19 protein-coding genes are annotated in these 19,897 nt (G+C 69.9%); 9 read left to right on the top strand and 10 right to left on the bottom strand.

What is annotated here, in order from left to right:
* Positions 1-45: 45 nt before the first annotated feature.
* The 6 genes from RAC81_RS06700 to RAC81_RS06675 all read left to right on the top strand — a co-directional run bounded on the left by RAC81_RS06700 (position 46) and on the right by RAC81_RS06675 (position 7,907).
* Positions 46-1,710, top strand: coding sequence for an ABC transporter substrate-binding protein (locus RAC81_RS06700; RefSeq protein ID WP_375081628.1), 1,665 nt, complete (start codon positions 46-48; stop codon positions 1,708-1,710).
* 112 nt (positions 1,711-1,822) lie between these two features.
* Positions 1,823-2,647, top strand: coding sequence for an ABC transporter ATP-binding protein (locus tag RAC81_RS06695; protein ID WP_375081627.1), 825 nt, complete (start codon positions 1,823-1,825; stop codon positions 2,645-2,647).
* Positions 2,644-3,465, top strand: coding sequence for an ABC transporter ATP-binding protein (locus tag RAC81_RS06690; RefSeq protein WP_375081626.1), 822 nt, complete (start codon positions 2,644-2,646; stop codon positions 3,463-3,465). The genes RAC81_RS06695 and RAC81_RS06690 overlap by 4 nt, the downstream gene beginning before the upstream one ends.
* Positions 3,462-4,562, top strand: coding sequence for an ABC transporter permease (locus RAC81_RS06685; RefSeq protein ID WP_375081625.1), 1,101 nt, complete (start codon positions 3,462-3,464; stop codon positions 4,560-4,562). Before RAC81_RS06690 ends, RAC81_RS06685 begins: the two co-directional genes overlap by 4 nt.
* Position 4,563: 1 nt before the next feature.
* Entirely contained in the window at positions 4,564-5,661 is a 1,098-nt protein-coding gene (locus RAC81_RS06680) for an ABC transporter permease (RefSeq protein ID WP_375081624.1), read from the top strand.
* Entirely contained in the window at positions 5,661-7,907 is a 2,247-nt protein-coding gene (locus RAC81_RS06675; RefSeq protein WP_375081623.1) for a glycoside hydrolase family 3 N-terminal domain-containing protein, read from the top strand. The genes RAC81_RS06680 and RAC81_RS06675 overlap by 1 nt, the downstream gene beginning before the upstream one ends.
* A gap of 140 nt (positions 7,908-8,047) precedes the next feature.
* Here the strand turns inward: RAC81_RS06675 and RAC81_RS06670 are convergent, their stop codons facing one another.
* The 9 genes from RAC81_RS06670 to soxR all read right to left on the bottom strand — a co-directional run bounded on the left by RAC81_RS06670 (position 8,048) and on the right by soxR (position 17,667).
* On the bottom strand, positions 8,048-8,875 hold the full coding sequence (locus RAC81_RS06670; RefSeq protein WP_375081622.1) for a carbohydrate ABC transporter permease: 828 nt from the start codon (positions 8,873-8,875) through the stop codon (positions 8,048-8,050).
* A complete protein-coding gene (locus tag RAC81_RS06665; RefSeq protein WP_375081621.1) occupies positions 8,872-9,819 on the bottom strand; it encodes a carbohydrate ABC transporter permease in 948 nt (315 codons plus the stop codon). The genes RAC81_RS06670 and RAC81_RS06665 overlap by 4 nt, the downstream gene beginning before the upstream one ends.
* Positions 9,819-11,060, bottom strand: a complete 1,242-nt coding sequence (locus tag RAC81_RS06660; protein ID WP_375081620.1) for an extracellular solute-binding protein — start codon at positions 11,058-11,060, stop codon at positions 9,819-9,821. The genes RAC81_RS06665 and RAC81_RS06660 overlap by 1 nt, the downstream gene beginning before the upstream one ends.
* A gap of 165 nt (positions 11,061-11,225) precedes the next feature.
* Positions 11,226-12,593, bottom strand: a complete 1,368-nt coding sequence (locus tag RAC81_RS06655; protein ID WP_375081619.1) for an NtaA/DmoA family FMN-dependent monooxygenase — start codon at positions 12,591-12,593, stop codon at positions 11,226-11,228.
* A complete protein-coding gene (locus RAC81_RS06650) occupies positions 12,590-13,888 on the bottom strand; it encodes an amidohydrolase family protein (RefSeq protein WP_375081618.1) in 1,299 nt (432 codons plus the stop codon). Before RAC81_RS06650 ends, RAC81_RS06655 begins: the two co-directional genes overlap by 4 nt.
* 14 nt (positions 13,889-13,902) lie before the next feature.
* On the bottom strand, positions 13,903-15,186 hold the full coding sequence (locus RAC81_RS06645) for an adenosylhomocysteinase (RefSeq protein WP_375081617.1): 1,284 nt from the start codon (positions 15,184-15,186) through the stop codon (positions 13,903-13,905).
* The gene (locus RAC81_RS06640; RefSeq protein ID WP_375081616.1) at positions 15,183-15,968 is read right to left on the bottom strand and encodes a hypothetical protein; all 786 of its coding nucleotides are present in this window, start codon (positions 15,966-15,968) and stop codon (positions 15,183-15,185) included. Before RAC81_RS06640 ends, RAC81_RS06645 begins: the two co-directional genes overlap by 4 nt.
* Positions 15,965-17,056, bottom strand: coding sequence for a nucleoside hydrolase (locus RAC81_RS06635; protein WP_375081615.1), 1,092 nt, complete (start codon positions 17,054-17,056; stop codon positions 15,965-15,967). Before RAC81_RS06635 ends, RAC81_RS06640 begins: the two co-directional genes overlap by 4 nt.
* A 137-nt stretch (positions 17,057-17,193) precedes the next feature.
* A complete protein-coding gene (gene soxR, locus RAC81_RS06630) occupies positions 17,194-17,667 on the bottom strand; it encodes a redox-sensitive transcriptional activator SoxR (RefSeq protein WP_375081614.1) in 474 nt (157 codons plus the stop codon).
* Between the two features lie 75 nt (positions 17,668-17,742).
* Here soxR and fdxA point away from each other — a divergent pair, with 75 nt between their 5' ends.
* Genes fdxA through RAC81_RS06615 form a run of 3 tightly spaced genes read left to right on the top strand, consistent with a single transcriptional unit; the run spans position 17,743 to position 19,248 of the window.
* Entirely contained in the window at positions 17,743-18,069 is a 327-nt protein-coding gene (fdxA, locus tag RAC81_RS06625) for a ferredoxin (protein WP_341935763.1), read from the top strand.
* The gene (locus RAC81_RS06620) at positions 18,066-18,584 is read left to right on the top strand and encodes a flavin reductase family protein (RefSeq protein ID WP_375081613.1); all 519 of its coding nucleotides are present in this window, start codon (positions 18,066-18,068) and stop codon (positions 18,582-18,584) included. Before fdxA ends, RAC81_RS06620 begins: the two co-directional genes overlap by 4 nt.
* Before the next feature lie 37 nt (positions 18,585-18,621).
* Positions 18,622-19,248, top strand: coding sequence for a superoxide dismutase (locus tag RAC81_RS06615; protein WP_375081612.1), 627 nt, complete (start codon positions 18,622-18,624; stop codon positions 19,246-19,248).
* Positions 19,249-19,389: 141 nt separating this feature from the next.
* On the opposite strand, the gene RAC81_RS06610 is transcribed toward RAC81_RS06615, so the two are convergent.
* Positions 19,390-19,794, bottom strand: coding sequence for an arsenate reductase ArsC (locus RAC81_RS06610; protein WP_375081611.1), 405 nt, complete (start codon positions 19,792-19,794; stop codon positions 19,390-19,392).
* Positions 19,795-19,897: the final 103 nt, after the last annotated feature.

Below are 19,897 nucleotides of genomic sequence, written 5' to 3'. Positions count from 1 at the left end.
AACATCCGTGCCCACAGCACAACGACCCGTGCCCAAGGAGAAGCAATGAAGCTCAGAAAGTCCCTCATCGCCGCGCTCGCGGTCGGCGCCCTCGGCGCCACGGTCCTCGCCGGTTGCTCGTCGGACGGCGGTTCCGGCGACAGCTCGGGCGGCGGCGCCGCCCTCACGATCGCGAAGCCCGACGGTGCGATCACCACCGAGTCGAACAACCCCTTCGTCGGCGACTCGTCGGCCTCGAAGTACGGCTACGGCAAGGTCATCTTCGAGACGCTCGGCCTCGTCAACCAGACCGGCGACCGCGAGACCACGCCGTGGCTCGCCGAGAGCATCGAGTGGAACGACGACTACACCGCCGTGACCGTCGTGCCCCGCAAGGACGTCACCTGGAGCGACGGCGAGCCCTTCACCGCCGACGACATCGTCTACACCTACGAGCTCGTCTCGACCCCCGCGCTCGACACGGCAGGTCTGAAGTTCGAGGGAGCGACCGTCGAGGGCGACGCCGTCACCCTGACCTTCGGAGAGTCGAAGTTCGTCAACCAGTCCCGCGTGCTGCACGTGCCGATCGTGCCCAAGCACATCTGGGAGAACCTCGACGATCCGGCCACCGACCCGGTCAAGGGCGACGATCTCGTCGGCACCGGACCCTACGCGCTGTCGAACTGGTCGACCGAGTCGGTCACGCTCGAGGCCCGCGACGACTACTGGGGCGGCGACCTCGCCGTGCCGGAGCTGCACTACGTGTCGTACGGCGACAACACCGCTCTCACCACGGCCCTCTCGCAGGGCGAGGCCGACTGGGCGCAGGCGTTCATCCCGCAGATTCAGGAGCAGTTCCTCGACTCCGACCCCGAGCACAACAAGTTCTGGGCGGCCCCGACGACCGGCTCCGCGACTCTCTTCATGAACCTGCAGGAGAAGCCGTTCGACGACGTCGTGTTCCGCCAGGCTCTCGCCTGGGTCATCGACCGCGACGCCTACGTCGACATCGCCCGCGAGGGTGCGAGCGAGCCCGTGTGGTCGGTCACCGGCCTCTCGTCGATCCTCGAGGACGAGATCCAGCCCGAGTTCCAGGGCCAGGACTACTCGGTGGATGCCGAGAAGGCGCGCGACCTGCTCGAGTCGGCCGGCTACACGTGGAAGGACGACGCGCTGATCGATCCCGACGGCACCCCCGTCTCGTTCACCCTCTCCGTGCCCTCCGGCTGGAGCGACTGGAACACCGCCCAGGAGCTCATCGCCGAGGACGTCAAGGAGGGCATCGGCGCCGAGGTCAAGATCGACATGCCCGACTGGGGCGGCTGGGCCGACCCGCGCGACAACGGCACGTTCTCGGCCATCATCCACTGGCTGGAGGACAGCGGCACGGCCTACGGCCTCTACACGTCGACCATGGACCCGCGCTGGATCTCGCCCGAGGGCGTCGCCGGTTTCAACTTCGGCCGCTTCGACGACCCCGCCGCGACCGAGGCGCTGAACGCCTACGCCAACGCCGCGTCGGATGAGGAGCGCACCGCCGCCCTCGACACCATGCAGACGATCTTCGTCGACCAGGTGCCGGCGATCCCGCTCGGAGCCCACCCGCTGCTCGGCGAGTTCAACACCCGCAACTACGTGGGATGGCCGTCGGAGGAGGACCCGTACGCGTCCGCCGACCCGACGCAGCAGAACATCGTGCTGATCCTCACGAAGCTGAAGCCGGCCGAGTAAGACGCGTCGTACGGGGCGTTTCGTCTCACAGCGAAGCTCCTCGCTCAACGACCGGTGCTCGGTCGTTGAGCGAGCGGAGCGAGACGAAACGCCCCCACCCTGAAGGAGCACCATGTCAGAACCCCTGCTCAGCGTGCGCGACTTCTCGGTCGTGTACGACGTCGATCCGCCCGTCGAGGCGGTGAGGAACGTCACGCTCGAACTGCAGCGCGGCGAGATACTCGGTCTCGCCGGAGAGAGCGGATGCGGCAAGACCACCCTCGCGTACGGCGTGCAGCGTCTGCTGCGGGCACCGGCCGTGATCGCCGGAGGCAGCGTGACGTTCCACGATGCATCCGGGATCGACGTCGACGTCAACGCGCTCGACGTCGAGGCGATGCAGCGGTTCCGCTGGGACAAGGTGTCGATGGTCTTCCAAGGCGCGATGAACGCCCTGAACCCCGTGGCGACGATCGGATCGCAGCTCGAGGACGTCTTCGAGATCCACCGCCCCGATATGACGAAGAGACAGCGGCGGGCAGAGGCCGAGGACCTGCTCGAGATCGTCAAGGTCGGCCGTCAGCGCATCGCCTCGTTCCCGCACGAGCTGTCCGGCGGCATGCGCCAGCGCGTGATGATCGCGATGGCGCTCGCCCTGCGTCCGCAGCTCATGATCATGGACGAGCCGACCACCGCGCTCGATGTGCTCGTGCAGCGGGAGATCCTGAAGCAGATCTCGCAGCTGCGCCACGAGTTCGGTTTCTCGGTCATCTTCATCACTCACGACCTGCCGCTGCTTCTGGAGATCAGCGACCGCATCGCGATCATGCGCGCGGGCGAGATCGTCGAGCTGGCGACGGCCGAGCGGATCTGGACCGATCCGCAGAACGAGTACACCAAGACGCTGCTGTCGTCGTTCCCGCGCCTGACGGGCGAGAGAGGAGTGCTGACGCGATGACCACCCTCGAACTCGCGAACGTCTCGAAGATCTACAACGTCCGCGGCGCAGGCCAGCTCAAGGCCCTCGACGACGTGAGCTTCACGCTCACCTCCGGCCGCACGATCGGCCTCGTCGGGCAGTCCGGGAGCGGCAAGTCGACGATCGCGAAGATCCTCACCCAGCTCGAGACGCCGACCAGCGGAGAGGTGCGCCTCGACGGCAAGCCGATCCCGCGGCGGGGCAGGGGGCTGCGCGCCTACCGCCAGCAGCTGCGCATGGTGTTCCAGGACCCGTTCGCCTCGCTCAACCCGTACCACTCCATCCGATACCACCTGGAGCGCCCGCTCCGCCTCGACGACGTCGTGCCGAAGAAGGAGACGGATGCCGAGGTGCGCCGCCTCCTCGAGCGCGTGCGCCTCGACGCGGATGCGGTGATCGACCGCCGTCCGCACGAGCTGTCCGGCGGACAGCGGCAGCGGGTCGCGATCGCGCGCGCCCTGGCATCCCGCCCTCGTCTGCTCGTCGCCGACGAGCCCGTGTCGATGCTCGACGTGTCGATCCGACTCGGTGTGCTGAACCTGCTCGCCGACCTGCAGCGCGAGGAGGGTCTGGGCGTGCTGTACATCACGCACGACCTCGCGACGGCCCGTCACTTCAGCGACGAGATCATGGTGCTGAACCAGGGCCGCGTCGTCGAGTACGGCGACGCCGACGACGTCATCCTCGACCCGCAGGATCCGTACACCCGCGAGCTGCGGGCGGCATCGCCCGACCCCGAGAAGCACTTCGCCTCGGCCGGATCGCCCTCGTCGGGAACCACAGGAGGAGCACAGTGACCACCGCATCCCCCGAGCTCGGCCAGACCGGGTTGAATCCCGAAGACGGCAGGCCGGACGCGCTGGAGGTCGGCACCACGGCGACCACCGCGCAGAAGGGTCGCAGGATCGTGCCGTGGCGCTTCTTCCTCGGCCGCGCGGGCTTCTACCTGTTCACCCTGTGGGCGGCCATCACGATCAACTTCTTCCTGCCGCGGTTCATGAAGGGCGACGCGGTCAGCTCGTACCTCGCCCGCAACCGCAACGTCAGTCCCGAGGCGGCGGAATCCCTCCGCATCCTGCTCGGCATCGACTCCGACAAGTCGCTGTGGCAGCAGTACGTCGAGTACTGGGGCACGCTGCTGCGCGGCGATCTGGGCATCTCGACGCTGCACGGTCTGCGGCCCGTGGCCGAGGTGCTCGGTGCCGCGCTGCCGTGGACCCTCGGCCTCGTCGGCCTCGCGACGATCATCTCGTTCGCCCTCGGCACGGTCGGCGGCGCGATCGTCGGATGGAAGCGGGGGAGCCGGCTCGACGCCCTCATCCCGATCACGACGTTCTTCAACACCATCCCGTACTTCTGGCTCGGTCTCATCGCGATCGCGGTGTTCTCGTCGACCCTGAAGTGGTTCCCGTCGTCGCACGCCTACGACAAGGGGCAGTCGCCGGAGTGGAGTCTCGACTTCGTCGGCCAGGTCATCGCGCACGGCACGCTGCCCGCGGTCACCATCATCATCGCCTCGCTCGGCGGATGGATGCTGGGCATGCGCAACATGATGCTGACCGTGCTCGACGAGGACTACATCACCGTCGCGCAGGCCAAGGGCATGCCGAACCGCCGGGTGCTGTGGGCCTACGCCGCCCGCAACGCGGTGCTGCCGCAGATCCAGAGCTTCGCGCTGTCGATCGGCTTCATCGTCGGCGGCACCATCGTCATGGAGATGGTGTTCAGCTACCCCGGCGTCGGCAAGCTGCTGCTCGACGCCACCAACGCGAAGGACTTCGCCCTCATGCAGGGCGTGTTCCTCGTGATCACCCTGTCGGTGCTGATCGCCAACATCCTCGCCGACATCGTCTACGCATACCTCGACCCGCGCACGCGCCAGACGGAGGCCTGACATGAGCGTCCCCACCCAGTCGGACACCACCGCACCCGACGGCAGCGCCCTCGCCACCGGGATGCCGGAGACGGCGACGTTCCGCACGGCCGGCGTCGACGGTGAGCCGCCGCGCAAGACGTTCTGGTCGCAGCTGGCGCAGGCGTTCGCGATGTTCCGCAACCGCAAGTCGATCGCGGGCCTGATCATCCTCGGGGTGTTCGTGCTCGTGGCGATCTTCGCCCCGCTCATCGCGCCGTACGGCCCGACGCAGAAGGACCGCACGGCGCTGCGTCAGCCGCCCTCGTTCGAGCACTGGCTCGGCACCACCCACATGGGCGAGGACGTGCTCAGCCAGATCATCTTCGGCACCCGCGGCGTGGTGGTGGTCGGCTTCCTCTCGGCGATCATCGCCACGGTCATCGCCATCACGATCGGCGTCATCGCCGGTTATGTGCGCGGCTGGAAGAGCGAGTCGCTGTCGGCGCTGACCAACGTGTTCCTGGTGATCCCGGGCATCCCGCTGATCATCATCGTCGCGTCGCAGTTCGAGAACCCGCCGCTCATCGTGATCGCCGCGGTGCTCGGCCTCACCGGCTGGGCGTGGGGTGCGCGCGTGCTGCGCGCGCAGACCATGTCGCTGCGCAATCGCGACTTCATCCAGGCCGCCCGAGCCAACGGCGAGCCTCTGCGACGCATCATCACGGTCGAGATGCTGCCGAACCTCATGGCCCTCATCGCGTCGAGCTTCGTCGGCACCGTGACAGCCGCGATCCTCGGCCTCACCACGCTCGCCTTCATCGGCGTGATCCCGGTGAGCAACCTCAACTGGGGCACGATCCTCTTCTGGGCGCAGCAGAACGGCGCCTTCCCGCGGCTGTGGTGGTGGTACGTGCCGGCCGGACTCTGCATCGCGATCATCGGCGTCGCGCTCTCGCTCATCAACTTCGGCATCGACGAGTACGTCAACCCGCGGCTGCGCTCCGCGGGCGAGCGGGCCCGCGCCATGAAGAAGAAGGGCTTGAACGTGAACGACCCGGTGACGGCGGTGCGCAGCATCCCGACTCCGGCGTCCGCGCCGCCCGCCTCGAACGACCCGCACACCGAGAACGCGAAGTGATGACCTCTCCCACCCTGACCGACTCCCTGCCCTACCTCGACCCCGCACTGCCGATCGCCGCCCGCGTCGCCGACCTCCTCGACCGCATGACGGTCGAGGAGAAGGTCGGGCAGATGCTGCAGCTCGACGCCCGCGACGATCTCGACGACCACGTCCTGCGGCGTCACGTCGGATCGATCCTGCACACCTCGCCGGAGCGGCTGATCCGCGCGAACGAGCTGACGGCGCAGACGCGGCTGCGCATCCCGCTGCTCGTCGGCGAGGACTGCATCCACGGCCACTCGTTCTGGCCGGGCGCCACGATCTACCCGACCCAGCTGGGGATGGCGGCGTCGTGGGACGCCGAGCTCGTCGAGAGGGTGGCTCGCGCCACCGCGGTCGAGGTCGCCGCGACCGGCATCCACTGGACCTTCTCGCCGGTGCTGTGCATCGCCCGCGATCTGCGCTGGGGCCGCGTCGACGAGACGTTCGGAGAGGACCCGTTCCTCATCGGCGAGCTCGCCTCGGCGATGGTGCGCGGGTACCAGGGCGACGGTCTCGACGACCCGACCGCGATCCTCGCGACCGCCAAGCACTTCGCCGGATACTCCGAGACGCAGGGCGGACGCGACGCGAGCGAGGCCGACATCTCGCGGCGCAAGCTGCGCTCGTGGTTCCTTCCGCCGTTCGAGCGCGTGGCCCGTGAGGGATGCCGCACCTTCATGCTGGGCTACCAGACCACCGACGGCGTGCCGATCACGGTCAACGACTGGCTGCTCAGCGACGTGCTGCGCGGCGAGTGGGGGTACACCGGCACCCTCATCACCGACTGGGACAACGTCGGCCGTATGGTCTGGGAGCAGCAGGTGCAGCCCGACTACACGCACGCCGCCGCCGCGGCGGTCAAGGCCGGCAACGACATGGTCATGACGACGCCCGGATTCTTCGAGGGGGCGCTGGACGCGGTCGAGCGCGGGATGCTGGCGTCGAGCGACTTCGACGCGGCGGTCGCCCGCATCCTCACCCTCAAGTTCGAGCTCGGGCTGTTCGAGGACCCGCGGCTCCCGCAGGAGGGACTGGATGCCGTGGTCGGCAGCCCCGCGCACGCCGACCTGAACCTCGAGGTCGCCCGCCGCTCGCTCGTGCTGCTCGAGAACGACGGCACTCTGCCGCTCTCGCCCGCCGCCCCGCTGTCGGTGGCGGTGGTCGGTCCGCTCGCCGACGACGCGCAGACGCAGCTCGGCGACTGGGCGGGAGGATCCGGCCAGGCAGGATGGCTCGACGGCCAGCCCCGTGACATGATCACCACCGTGCTCGACGGCCTCTCCGGAGTCGAGGGTTGGACCGTGACGCACGCCCGCGGCGCCGACATCCTCACGCTCGAGGAGGACCCCCGAGGGGCGACGTTCCCCGACGGACAGCCGCGCCCTCCCGTCGTCATGCCTGCCGCGCCCGACGAGGCGCTGGTCGCCGAGGCGGTCGCCGCAGCCTCGGCATCCGATGTCGTCGTCGCCGTCGTCGGAGACCGCATCGAACTCGTGGGAGAGGGGCGCTCGACCGCGACCCTCGAACTGATCGGCGGGCAGAACGCCCTGCTCGACGCGCTGATCGCGACCGGGAAGCCCGTCGTCGTCGTGCTGCTGGCGTCGAAGCCGCTCGTGCTTCCGGCATCCGTCTCGCAGGCCGCAGCCGTCATCTGGGCGGCGAATCCCGGCATGCAGGGCGGCAGGGCGCTCGCCGAGATCGTCACGGGAGCCGTCGAGCCATCGGGTCGCCTGCCGATCTCGTTCGCGCGTCACGTCGGACAGCAGCCGACGTACTACAACCAGATCCGCGGGCAGCACGGCGACCGGTACGCCGACCTCACGCAGTCGCCCGCCTGGGCGTTCGGCGAGGGCCTGTCGTACTCGACCGTGGCGTACTCGGATCTCATGGTCGCGTCCGGGGTGCTGTCGCTCGGCGACGCGGTCGTGGCCGAGGTGACCGTGACGAACACCGGCTCGCGGCCGGTGCGCGAGACCGTGCAGGTGTACGTGCGCGACGAGGTCACGAGCGTCAGCTGGACCGACCGCGAGCTCAAGGCCTACCGCCAGGTCGACCTCGCGCCGGGGGAGAGCCGCGTCGTGCGCGTCGAGGTGCCGGTGGCGGAGTGCTCGATCGTCGATGCGGCCGGTGTGCGCCGCGTCGAGCCGGGGGCGTTCGCCCTGCTCGTCGGACCGAGCTCGCGCGAGCAGTCGCTGCTGTCCGCGTCGTTCACGGTCGCGTAGCGCCGGCGTCTCCGTCCCTGCACCCCCGCCGACGCCCACCACTCCCGTCGAGGCCCACCACCCGCGACGTCTGGCGTGGTGGGCCTCGGCGCGCAAGGTGGGTTTCGACGCCGGGCGGAGGGTCGCGTGACAGGGCCCGCTCAGCGACTGCTGCCGGCGATCACACCCTCTTTGACGAAGCGTTGCGCGGCGAGCACGAGCACCAGTGCGGGGAGACTCGCGATGAGCGACGCGCCCATCGTCGCCGCCCATGTGTTCAGATTCGAGTTCGCGAGGGAGTAGATGAAAACCGTGACCGGGTACATGTCCGTCTGGGTGACGAGCGTGAGCCCGAACAGCAGGTCGCCCCAGGAGAAAAGGAATGTGAACACCCCGGCCGTGATCACGGCGTTGCGCGACAGCGGGACCACGATCCGCCGCAGCACGCCGAGCGGTCCCAGGCCGTCCAACGTCGCCGCCTCGATGACCTCGGAGTCGAAGCGCAGCATGAACGACCGCAGAAGGATGATCGCGAACGGGATACCGGCGGTCGAGTTGGCGAGGATCAGGCCGATGTAGCTGTTCAGAACGCCCCACGTGTTGAACATCGCGTAGAACGAGTTCGCGAGCACGATGCTCGGGATCGTCTGCGCGAGCAGGAGGAGCACGAGCGCCAGGCTGACCGCCCTCGACCGCAGCCGGCTCAGCGCGAACGCCGCGGGCACCGCGACGAGCAGCGTCAGGAGGACGGAACCCACCGCCGTGATCAGGCTCACGCGCAGACCGTCGAGCCCTCCGTCCTCGAACGCGGTCGCGTAGCCGTCGAATCCCGGCGCAGCCGGAAACCACTCGGTGTCGGTCGAGTTCGCCTGCGGCTGCAGGGATGCCGAGACCATCCAGTACACCGGGAACAGGTACACGATCAGGATGCCGACGGTGAGGAGCGTCCAGAACCAGCCGCGTGCGCGACGAGGCAGGCGCGCGCTCATCGCTCCGCTCGTTCTCTGCGCGCGGACAACCAGGTGTACCCGATGGCGAACACGAGGCTGATGCCCAGCAGCAGCATGCCGTAGGCCCCCGCATGCCCGAACTCGAAGAGCTGGAACGCCGAGCGGTATGACAGCACGCCCAGGGTCATCGTGCTGTTCGCCGGACCTCCCTGGGTGAGCGCGAGCACGAGATCGACGATGAGCAGGTTGAAGACGACGCTCATCACGACCAGCACCGAGACCACGGGCCAGATGCTGGGGATGATGATGTGCCACAGCCGCGCGCCGGCGCCGGCACCGTCGAGTTGGGCCGCCTCGAGATGCTCCGACGGCACCTGCTTCAGCGCGGCGGCGAGGATCGTCGACCAGTACGGCAGGCTCGCCCAGACGGCGACGACGATCACGCAGGCGAGGGCCGTGGCCGGATCGGCGAGCCAGGCGTTCGTGGGCAGCCCGAGGGTGCGCAGCACGTCGTTGATCGCGCCGTCGCCCGCGAGCAGCGACTTCCAGATCGTCGCCACCACCACGGCCGGGAGCAGCCAGGGAAGGAGGATCAGGGTGGGGAGCCAGCGGCTGCCGGGGAAACGCCGGGTGAAGAGCAGCGCGAGCGCGAGCCCGATCACGAGCTCGGCGCTCACGGCGACGACCGTGATCGTCAGGGTGTTGACCACCGCGGTGCCCGTGACCTCGGCGCCGAACACGTCGGCGAAGTTCTGCAGGCCGACGAACGGCGCCTCCCCGGTGATGAAGGTTCCGGTCGTGAAGTCGGTCGTGCTCATGAACACGCCGTACCCGAGAGGGAACAGGAAGAAGGCGGCGAAGAACACGATCGCGGGGACGAGGAACGCCCACAGTTCGAGGTTCCGGCGCCGGACGAGGTCGACGCCGAAGCGCCCGGGACGACGTGTCCCCGGGCGCTCCGGCGCTGCGACGGCTGCCGCCATCAGCTCTGGTCGGCCTTGCGCAATGCCTCCTCGGCGCTGGCGCCGTTGACCGTGGCGTCCTGCAGAGCGTCGACGTACTTCTGCTGCAGGGTGTTCCACTCGGTGCCGAGCGTCGCCGGGTTGAAGGCGTTCTCGACGGGGGCGACGAACGCGTCCGCGGCGGGCACCTGCTCGACGAACGCATCCTGTGCGGCGCTGAGAGCCGGGACATAGCCGCCCTTCACCGCGGTGTCGACCTGGTTCTCCTCAGAGACGCGGCAGTCGATCAGGGCTGCCGCGGCCTTCTCGCGCTTCTCGTCGCCCTGCACGGGCACGGTGTACGCATAGCCGAGCAGTCCGACGCTGCTCTCGTCCGCGCTCGTTCCGGCGGGGATCGAGAACGTGCCGTAGTCGAAGTCGATGCTCGTGTCGACGAGGTTCCATGGTCCGGACACGGTGATCGCGGCCTTGCCGGAGGTCCACTGGTCGATGCCCTCCCAGCCCCAGTTCACGAACTCCTTCGAAAGGCTGCCGTCGTCGACGAGGGTCTTGTAGAGGTCGACGGCGGCCACGGCTCCGTCGCTCGTCACGTCGGCCGGGTCGCCGCCGGCGCTGAGGAGGAACGGCAGGAAGTACGACGAGGTCGAGCCGTCGCCGGCGATGCCGGGAAGCGCGATACCGAAGTGGTCGGGGGTCGTGGTCGCCTTCGCAGCGGCGATGAGCTCGTCGAACGTCGTCGGCAGCTCGGTGATGCCGACTTCGTCGAAGTACGCCTTGTTGTAGAAGACCGAGTAGTCCTCGACCTGCACGGGAAGCCCGTACAGCCCGTCGTCGTAGCGGCCGAGGGCGGCGACGGATTCGGCCTGGCCGTCGGTGGCGAGTCCGAGTTCGTCGAGGTCGGCGAGCACGCCCTGCGCCGCGAGCGTGGGCAGCTGCGTGTCGGTGTTCACGAGGGCGATGTCGGGCAGCGACTTCGAGCTCGCCGCCTGGAGGAGGCTCGTCGTGTAGTCGCCCGACAGCGTCTCGACGTCGACCGTGATGCCGAGGTCGGCCGCGCACTGCTCGAAGTACTCCTTCTGCAGCGTCTGGTAGGGGTCGAAGTCGATGCTGTTCCACACCGTCAGCTCGACGCCGTCGAAGTCGGAGTCGGACTCGGAGGACGGGGCGGTGGAGCCGGCGCAGCCGGCGAGGAGCGCGGCCGCGGCGAGTCCGGCTGCGGCCGGGATCGCCGCGCGGAGGGCGCGCGTGCGGGAGGAGCTCATGGCGGGTCCTTAGCTCGACCGGGCTGTGACCGATCGTCGGGAGAAGGGAGGGCGGGATGCCGTGGCATGAGTCTCGTGGAGCGGACCGGGGTCGGCCACGGTCCCGGAAACATGGCGACACACGATGACACGGAACGACTCCGACGGGATCCGCCCGCCTCCCCTTCAGCGGCGCCCGGCGCTCGCCGGGTGGTCTGCCCCGAGGCGATCCGACCGGTCGGTGCGAAGACGCGAGCGGAGCGTGCCGGTCTGCGGGGCGCCTCCATAGAGGCCGCGCTCCCGGAGCCGGGGAACCAGCAGCTCGGTGAAGTCGTCGAGCGTGCCGGGCGACAGGAACTGGTGCAGGAGGAACCCGTCGACGCCGGACTCGTCGACGAACCGCTCGATGTTCGAGGCGACGGTGTCGGGCGTTCCGATGAACCGATCGTCGGCGAATGCGGTGACGAAGGCGAAGCGCGCTCGCACGTCACCCGCGAGCAGCGGGGGAGCGTCCCCGCGCGTGGCCTGGGTCTGCGTGTGGGTGGTGGCCTGCTTCGCGATCGGCTCGTCGTCGGCGTATCGGCTGAAGTCGACGCCGCTCCATCCGGCGTACGCGGCGAGCTGTGCGTCGGCGTTGTAGTGCGACTGGTACGCGTCGAGCTTCTCCTGCACGGCGATCGAGGTGCGCGCGAGCACGGGATTCATGCCGACCACCGCGCGGATCTGCTCGGGGTCGCGGCCGAGCTCCGCGGCTCGCGCACGGATACCTGCCAGCCCTTCGCGGATCGCCGCCGGGTCGGAGTCGCCGACGAAGATGAGCTCGGCGTGCCGGGCGGCGAACTCGCGCCCGCGGGGGGACCAGCCGGCCTGGATGAGATACGGGGTCCGCTGCGGCGACGGGATGCTGAGGTGCGGCCCCGCGACGCGGAAGTGCTCCCCCTGGTGGTCGATGCGGTGCACCTTCGCGGGGTCGGCGAAGACGCGCTCCTCCCGGCTCCCGACGAAGGCGTCGTCCTCCCAGCTCCGTTCCCACAGGTCGTACACGACCTGCAGGAACTCGTCGGCACGGTCGTACCGGCTGTCGTGAGCGAGCACGTCGAGGCCGAAGTTCGCCGCTGCTCCCGGCAGGTACGAAGTCACGATGTTCCATGCGATGCGGCCGTCGGTGAGATGGTCGAGGGTGCTGAACCGACGCGCGTGCGCGAACGGGTGCTCGTAAGTGGTCGATACGGTGGCGCCGAACGCGATACGGTCGGTGACCGCTGCCAGAGCGGGGATGTGCAGGAGCGGATCGTGGGCGGGCAACTCGACGCCCCATTCGAGCGCCGTGGCTGCGCTTCCGCGGTAGGTGTCGTACAGACCGAGAACGTCGCCGAAGAAGAACAGATCGAATCCGGCATCCTCCGCCCGGCGTCCGAGGTCGAGCCAGTACCGCAGCGTGGTCGCGCCGAGGCGCTCGTCGGCGGGGTGGGTCCACAGGCTCACGGCTCCCGAGCCGTTGCCGACGCAGGCCTGTTCGTAGAGCCCGTAGATGAGGGGACGGCGATCGGTCATCGGACTGCTCCATTCGCGGGCTCGGCGGTCCAGAGGGGGCTGCCTCCGACGACCGTGGCCAGTGCGGTCGGCGACGATTCGACCAGCTCGGCCAGGGCGTCGCCCGGTGCCGGCGCGGCGACGTCGAAGATCGCGAGGTCGGCGCGTGCACCCACGGTGAGGGTCCCGGTCGGCGATCCGCCGTGGTGGAGACCGAGCGCTCGTGCTCCGCCGGCGGTGGCGGCGTGGAGGAGTCGGGCGTGCAGATCGGTGTCGGCGTATCCCTGATCCCGGGCGAGCCTGTGCAGCTCCGCCACGTCGTCGAGCACCCGCAGCGACGGCGACGACGACAGCGAGTCGGTCCCCACGGCGAGCGGGTTCCGCTCTCGGAGGTACGCGGCGACGGGCGGAGCGTCCAGCCCGATCACGGAGTTCGATCGAGGGCACAGCGCGACCGAGACACCGCGGGCGCGCAGCAGGGCGCGGTCGTCGGCGTCGACGTAGATCCCGTGCGCGAGGTGCGAGTGCGGCGTGAGCACACCCACCTCGTCGAGGTACTGCACGACGCCGAGGCCCGATCCGTTGCCCGAGAGCAGCTGCAGATCGGAGTGGCCGAGGCCACGCCACCGGTCGGCCAGCGCGCCGGTTCCGAACCGGGCGAACTCGTCTTCGGATGCCGATTCCGCGGCGTGGATGTGCAGGCGCACCCCGTGCTGCTCGGCGAGTTGCTGCAGGGAGCGGAACACGTCGGTGTCGAGGGAGTAGAGCGCGTGCGGTGACAGACCCGTGGCCGGGGGCGTCGGGAGGGCGGCGAGCTGGGCGAGCACCGTCGACGGCCCCCGGTCGGCCCACGCCGCGCGCTTCCAGCCGAAGACCTCCCAGAACACGACGCCGTGGAGCCCCGCGTCGTGCACGGCGGCTCCTGCTTCCGGGTCGGTGACGATCTCGGCGACGGATGTCGTGCCGGCCTCGATCGACAGCCGCGCACCCTCGGCCGCGGATGCCGCCCAGTCGTGCGGGGTGCGGTAGCTCTTCTCGAACGCCAGCGCCCAGGTCTCGAAACTGGGATAGGTGCCGCGGCCCACCGCGGCCATGTCGGTGTACTGCAGGTGGGTGTGCGCGTTCACGAGCCCGGGGGAGAGCACGCCGTCCCATTCGTAGCGGTGCGTCACGGCATCCGCGAGCGCGACCGTGAGGTCGTCGTGCGTCCCGACCGCGACGATCCGCCCGTCCTGTACGGCGACGGCGCCGTCGGCGATCGGCGGTGCGGAGACGGGGAACACCGTGCGCGCACGGTGGAGGGTGAGAGTGCTCATCGTGTCGGGTCTTCTCAGGGGTCGGTGACGGGGAACGGGTCGCGGTCGGCGGCGGGCGGCCGCCAGGACGAGAGGTGCGCGCGCTGCGCGTCGGAGATCGAGTCCACTCCGCCGCCGAGAGCCCGCAGGGCGATCGCCGCGACGCGGTCGTCGGCCGCGCTCGGGAGCAGATGGACACCCGGTGCGAGGCGGCCCCGTTCGACGAGCAGGTGGTCGACGGCGGAGAGCTGCACGCCGAACGACAGATCCATCACCGGGATCGGGTTGCCTTCCGCCGCGCTGACGTTGAGGCAGTGGCCGTCGTCCAGCACGCGGATGGTCCGTCCGTTCGCGAGCCGGAGGCGGGAGACCGCTCCTGACCGCGAGGTCTCCTCGGCGCCGTCCCGGAACGCGTGCTGCAGGGAGATCTCCTGTGCGGCCCCTCCTCCGACCGCCACTGCCGCACCGTCGGGCAGGCGCGACAGGTCATCCGCGGTGACGGTGTGTGCGACTCCCGTCGTCGAGATGAGCACGTCGGCGTGGGTCGCCGCCCGCGCCAGAGCCTCCACCGAGTACCCGGCGTAGGCCGCTTGCAGCGCCGCCACGGGGTCGACCTCGGTCACGGTGACACGCGCCCCGAGAGCAGCGGCGTGGCGGGCGACGCCGCTGCCGACGCGACCGAACCCCACGACCACCACGTCGATCCCGCCCCAGGGCTCGTCGAGCAGATCGGCCACCGCGAGAACGACGGACTGGCCGGTGCCGTGCGCGTTGTCGAACAGTGACTTCGTGCGTGCGTCGTTGGCGGCGACGACGGGGATGCGCAGTGCGCCCTCGCGTTCCATCGTGCGCAGCGGACGGACGCCGCTCGTCGTCTGCTCGGTCGCCCCGGCCATCGCTGGCAGGAGGTCGGGTCGCTCGGTGTGCGCGAGGCGGATCGTCTGCGCGCCGTCGTCGACGATCACCTCCGGTCGGTGGGAGAGCAGCGAGAGCACGTTCTCGCGATCCTCTGCCTCGGTCGCTCCCCGATGCGCGTAGGTGGGGATGCCCGCGTGCGCGAGCGCTGCCGCGATGGCGTCGTCGGTGTCACGGCCGACGCAGGAGACCGAGACCTCCGCGCCCGCCTCGGCCAGCAGCAGGGCGACGGACGCGGTCTTCGGCTCGAGCACGTCGGAGACGCCGATGCGGATGCCGCGCACGCGCCCGCTCGTGGCCAGTTCGGCGCCGAGCGTCGTCGTCGCAGGCATGAACTCCCGCGCCCAGGAGATGCGATCCGCGCCCTCTCGCCACCGGCCGGGGGCGGCGATGCGCCCGGTCACGACAGCACCAGCTCGGCGAGGCGGAGGTCGGCGGCACGCCGGGCCTCGGCATCCGTGACCGGTCCGACCAGGACCGACAGGGCTATCAGTGCGTCGGTGATACGGGACGGGCCGGATGCGCTCGCGTGCACCTCGGGCGCATCGACGATCCACGAGCCCGGTCCGAGTCTGCGCACGAAAGGGCGGACGACCTCGCCGCGTGTTCCGACATCGCCCGTGCCCGTACCCGACACGGACGCGTCGATGAGGACGCCGCGCAGCGTGCTCGGATCGACGGGCTGGTGTCCTTCGCCGGTGACGACGACGAGGTCGGCGCCCGTCCAGGGGGCGACCGCCCGTTGTTCGCCGTCGAGATGAGAGCGCAGGGCGGCAACGGGATCGAGCACGCCTCGTCGCACGCGGGTGCCGCCGTGGCGCAGTGCACGGGCGATCGTGGTCGCGAGCGTCCCGTCGCCGATCACCAGGGCGTCCGCCGCGGGCAGTGCGAGATTCGTCCGGCGGGCGAGAGTGCGGATCACCTGCTCGGACCTGGCGTGCGCGGCCAGCGTCGCGAAGGCGGGGAGGGAACGCGGATCTGGGGCGGAGCGGTCTTCGACGACCCTCAGACCGTACGCCGTGCGCACGGCGTCGACGATGTCCTGCGGAGGTGCCGGGAAGTCCCAGGCGACGGTGCGCTGCTCGCCGGCCGGCGAAGCTGCGGATGCTGCTGCGGTCGCGAGCCGGAGGGATGCCGGGAGGTCGGCGCCAGCAGGCTGGTCGTCTTCGCGGACAGGAGTGCTCACGGCTGGGCGGGGGCAGGCGTCGAGAGCTCGGGGATCCCGGACGGAGCGGAGTTCGGCCATCCGGCCGGTGGTGTGCGCCCGGCGGTGTCCAGCGCCGCGCGCGTGCGACCGTAGGTGAGCGCGTGCACGAACCGACGACGGAACTCCTCGAGGTCGAACGCGGTGATCGCGCGGGTGGTCGGCCCGTCGGGCGTGCCCCAGGCGAGCGGGAGGCCGTCGCTGGTGAGCGCGACGCGGGTGGCGAGCGACCCCGCGGCCGGGGTGAAGTCGACCGGTCCCTCTATCCAGCCCGTGACGATCTCGGGGCGGTGCAGGACCACCGACGCGAGACCGTCGTGGGCGGCGGAGATCCGACGGCCCCACTTGTACTGGTAGAAGTCGTTGTAGGCGTCGAGGATGGTTCCCGCGAATCGGGCCGCCGGGAGTTCCGCGTTCAGAAGCGTGGAGGTGACGTGCTCCTCGAGGAGGGCGCGAGATGTGACGTTCACACCGACCATGATCACGTTTCCGCGATTCACCGCTCCGAACACGCGCTCGGCCGCCGCACGGTCGTTGTGGGTGTTCGCGTCGGTCACGGTCGCGTCCCCTGGCGCGGGGTAGGGGCCGGCCCCGCCCATGATCACGACGGATCGGAATTTGAGGAACAGCTCGGGATCCTTCTCCAGCGCGAGCGCGATGTTCGTGAGGGGCCCGAGCGGGTGCAGGTCGATCTGCCCGGGGTGCTCGTTGGCGATGCGCACCAGGTAGTCGGCGGCCGACTCCTCTGCGAGGATCGGCTCGGGGCGCTCGAACCCGCGGTCGCCGAGACCGTCGTGACCGTGCACGAACCAGGCGATCGAGGCATCGCCGTCGAGCGGGACGCTCGCGCCGAGGTGGATCGGGATCTCCGGGGCGTCGGCGATGTCGAGCACGTATGCGACGTTGCGCGCCGAGTCCTCGACGGCGCAGTTGCCGTAGACCGTCGTGATCCCGACGATCTCGACGTCGGGCTGCGCGAGCAGGTACAGCAGCGAGTGCGCGTCGTCGATCCCGGTGTCGGTGTCGACGACGATCCACTGCTTGTCGGGGGCGTAGTCGGGGAAGGGCATGGGCGCTGCTCTCGCGTCAGGGCTGGATTCTCCCGCACCGTCGCGCGCGACGAGGAGCGGGTCTCTCGCGACGCTATGACTCCGTGGCGTCCGCCCGCATCTCGAGCGCAACACGGGGTCACGCTGACGGGCCCGCCTCAGTCCTGCAGGCGTTGGGGTCCCGCGCCCTGGCTGCCGAGCGCGTCGTCGGGGTTGAGCAGCCCGCACGCCTTCATCGACAGGCAGCCGCAGCCGATGCATCCGGTCAGCTCGCGTTCGAGGCGCTCGATGCCCTCCCGGCGCTTCTCGAGCTCGCGCTTCCACCGGCGCGATGCGCGCTGCCAGTCGACGTGGCTCGGGGTCTGCGTGAGGGGGACGTCGGCGAACGCCTCCTGCACGTCGGAGAGGGGGATGCCGAGGCGCTTCGCGACCGTGATGAGCGACACCCGGCGCAGCATGTGCCTGGCGTACCGGCGCTGGTTGCCCGGCGTGCGGGTCGAGGCGATGAGGCCCAGACTCTCGTAGAAGTGCAGGGCCGAGGGGGCGACGCCGGTGCGTCGGCTCATCTCGCCGATCGTGAGCGGCTCGTCGGCGGCGTGCGGCGCGCTGTCGGGATCGCTGTGCGCTGTCAAGGGGTCTCCATGATTTGACCTCAAGTGTACTTGAGGTCTTACGGTGGAAACCGTGACTCGGAGGAAGACCACTCGATGACCTACGTGATCGCGCTGCCCTGCGTCGACGTCAAGGACCGCGCCTGCATCGACGAATGCCCGGTCGACTGCATCTACGAGGGCGAGCGCTCGCTCTACATCCACCCCGACGAATGCGTCGACTGCGGGGCGTGCGAACCGGTCTGCCCCGTCGAGGCGATCTTCTACGAAGACGATCTGCCCCCAGAATGGCAGGACTACTACAAGGCGAACGTCGAGTTCTTCGACGACATCGGATCCCCCGGTGGCGCCGCAAAGGTCGGCATGATCGAGCACGACCACCCGATCATCGCCGCACTCCCGCCGCAGGAGGCACACGAATGACCACCACACCGCCGCCCGCACCGGTGCCCTCGCCCGTCGGCGAAGGACTCAAGGCCGCGTTCCGACAGCATCCCGCCGGCGTCGCCATCATCACGGCGACGACCCCCGACGGACCGGTGGGGCTCACGGCATCCAGCGTCGCGTCCGTCGCGGTAGATCCGGCGGCGATCGTGTTCTCGGTGACCCGCGCCACCGGCAGCGCCGGGGCGATCCTGTCGTCCGACAGCTTCGTCGTGCACCTGATCGACGACGAGCACTCCGACCTCGCGCAGAGCTTCGCGATCAGCGGCGCGGAGCGCTTCACCGACGCGCAGGGCTGGAGCGCCCTGCCCACCGGCGAGCCGTACCTGCGCGAGGCGCGCGTCGCGATGCGCTGCCACCCGATGACCACGGTGGCCGTCGGATCGTCGACCGTCGTGATCGCCGAGGTCGACGAGGTGCTGCTCGGCCAGCCCGGACGCCCGCTCGTCTACATCGACCGCCGCTTCCACTCGCTGCCCGCCCAGCAGGACTGACCGGCTCCGTCTCCAGACCACCGAAGGAAGGAATCACATGTCCACTCCGTACACCCTCCCCGAGCTGCCGTACGACTACTCGGCGCTCGCCCCGCACATCTCCGGCAAGATCATGGAGCTGCACCACTCGAAGCACCACCAGGCCTATGTCACCGGCGCGAACACGGCGCTCGAGCACCTGGCGGCCGCGCGCGACGCGGGCGACCTCGCCGCCGTGAACAAGCTCGAGAAGGATCTCGCGTTCAACCTCGGCGGTCACATCAATCACTCGGTGTTCTGGCAGAACCTGTCGCCGGAGGGCGGCGGCAACCCCGAGGGCGAACTGTCGGCGGCGCTCGACGACGCGTTCGGATCGATCGACGCGTTCCGCGCGCACTTCACCGCCACGGCGCTCGGCGTGCAGGGATCCGGCTGGGCCGTGCTCGCCTGGGACTCGGTCGGCGCCCGCCCCGTGATCTTCCAGCTGTTCGACCAGCAGGGCAACGCGCCGCTCGGCGTCACTCCGCTGCTGCAGCTCGACGTGTGGGAGCACGCCTACTACCTCGACTACCTCAACGTGCGCGCCGACTACGTGAAGGCCTTCTGGGAGATCGTGAACTGGGAGGACGTGCAGCGGCGCTTCCAGCTCGCGCAGGAGAAGACCGCGGGCCTGATCGTCCCCTGATCCGGCTTCTCCGGGTTCGGCGCCCGCGGTGCGAGCATCGCCGAGCCACCCTGTTGTCGCCGAACCCCCCCGGTGCACACCGCACGTACCGGGGGGTTTCGGCGCGAAAGGGGTGGCTCGGCGAAAGGCAGGGGGCGGGCGTCAGGTCAGGAGGTCGGCGGCGAGAGCGCGGATGCGGGCTCGGATGTCGTCGCGGATCGGCCGCACGGCCTCGATCCCCTGACCGGCCGGGTCGTCGAGCGCCCAGTCCTCGTAGCGCTTCCCGGGGAAGAAGGGGCACGCGTCACCGCATCCCATCGTGATCACCACGTCGGACGCCTGCACGGCATCCGTCGTCAACACCTTCGGCGACTCGGCGGTGATGTCGATGCCGAGCTCCGCCATCGCCTCGACCGCGACCGGGTTGATGTGCTCGGCGGGCAGCGATCCGGCCGAGCGCACCTCGATGCGGTCGCCGGCGATGTCGCGCAGGAATCCCGCCGCCATCTGCGAGCGGCCCGCGTTGTGCACGCACACGAACAGGACGGAGGGGATGTCGGTCGCCATGCGTCCAGCATCCCACGCCTTCCTCGACACATCCTCTGGCTCTCGCCCCCGCCTTCCTTGCGCCGAAACCCACCTCCCGCGTCCAGGCCCACCACCCCGCACG

Source organism: Microbacterium sp. CR_7 (assembly GCF_041954755.1).
GTDB lineage: Bacteria > Actinomycetota > Actinomycetes > Actinomycetales > Microbacteriaceae > Microbacterium.
The sequence above is the reverse complement of the archived record's forward strand: the minus strand, read 5'-3'. Positions and strand labels throughout refer to the sequence as shown.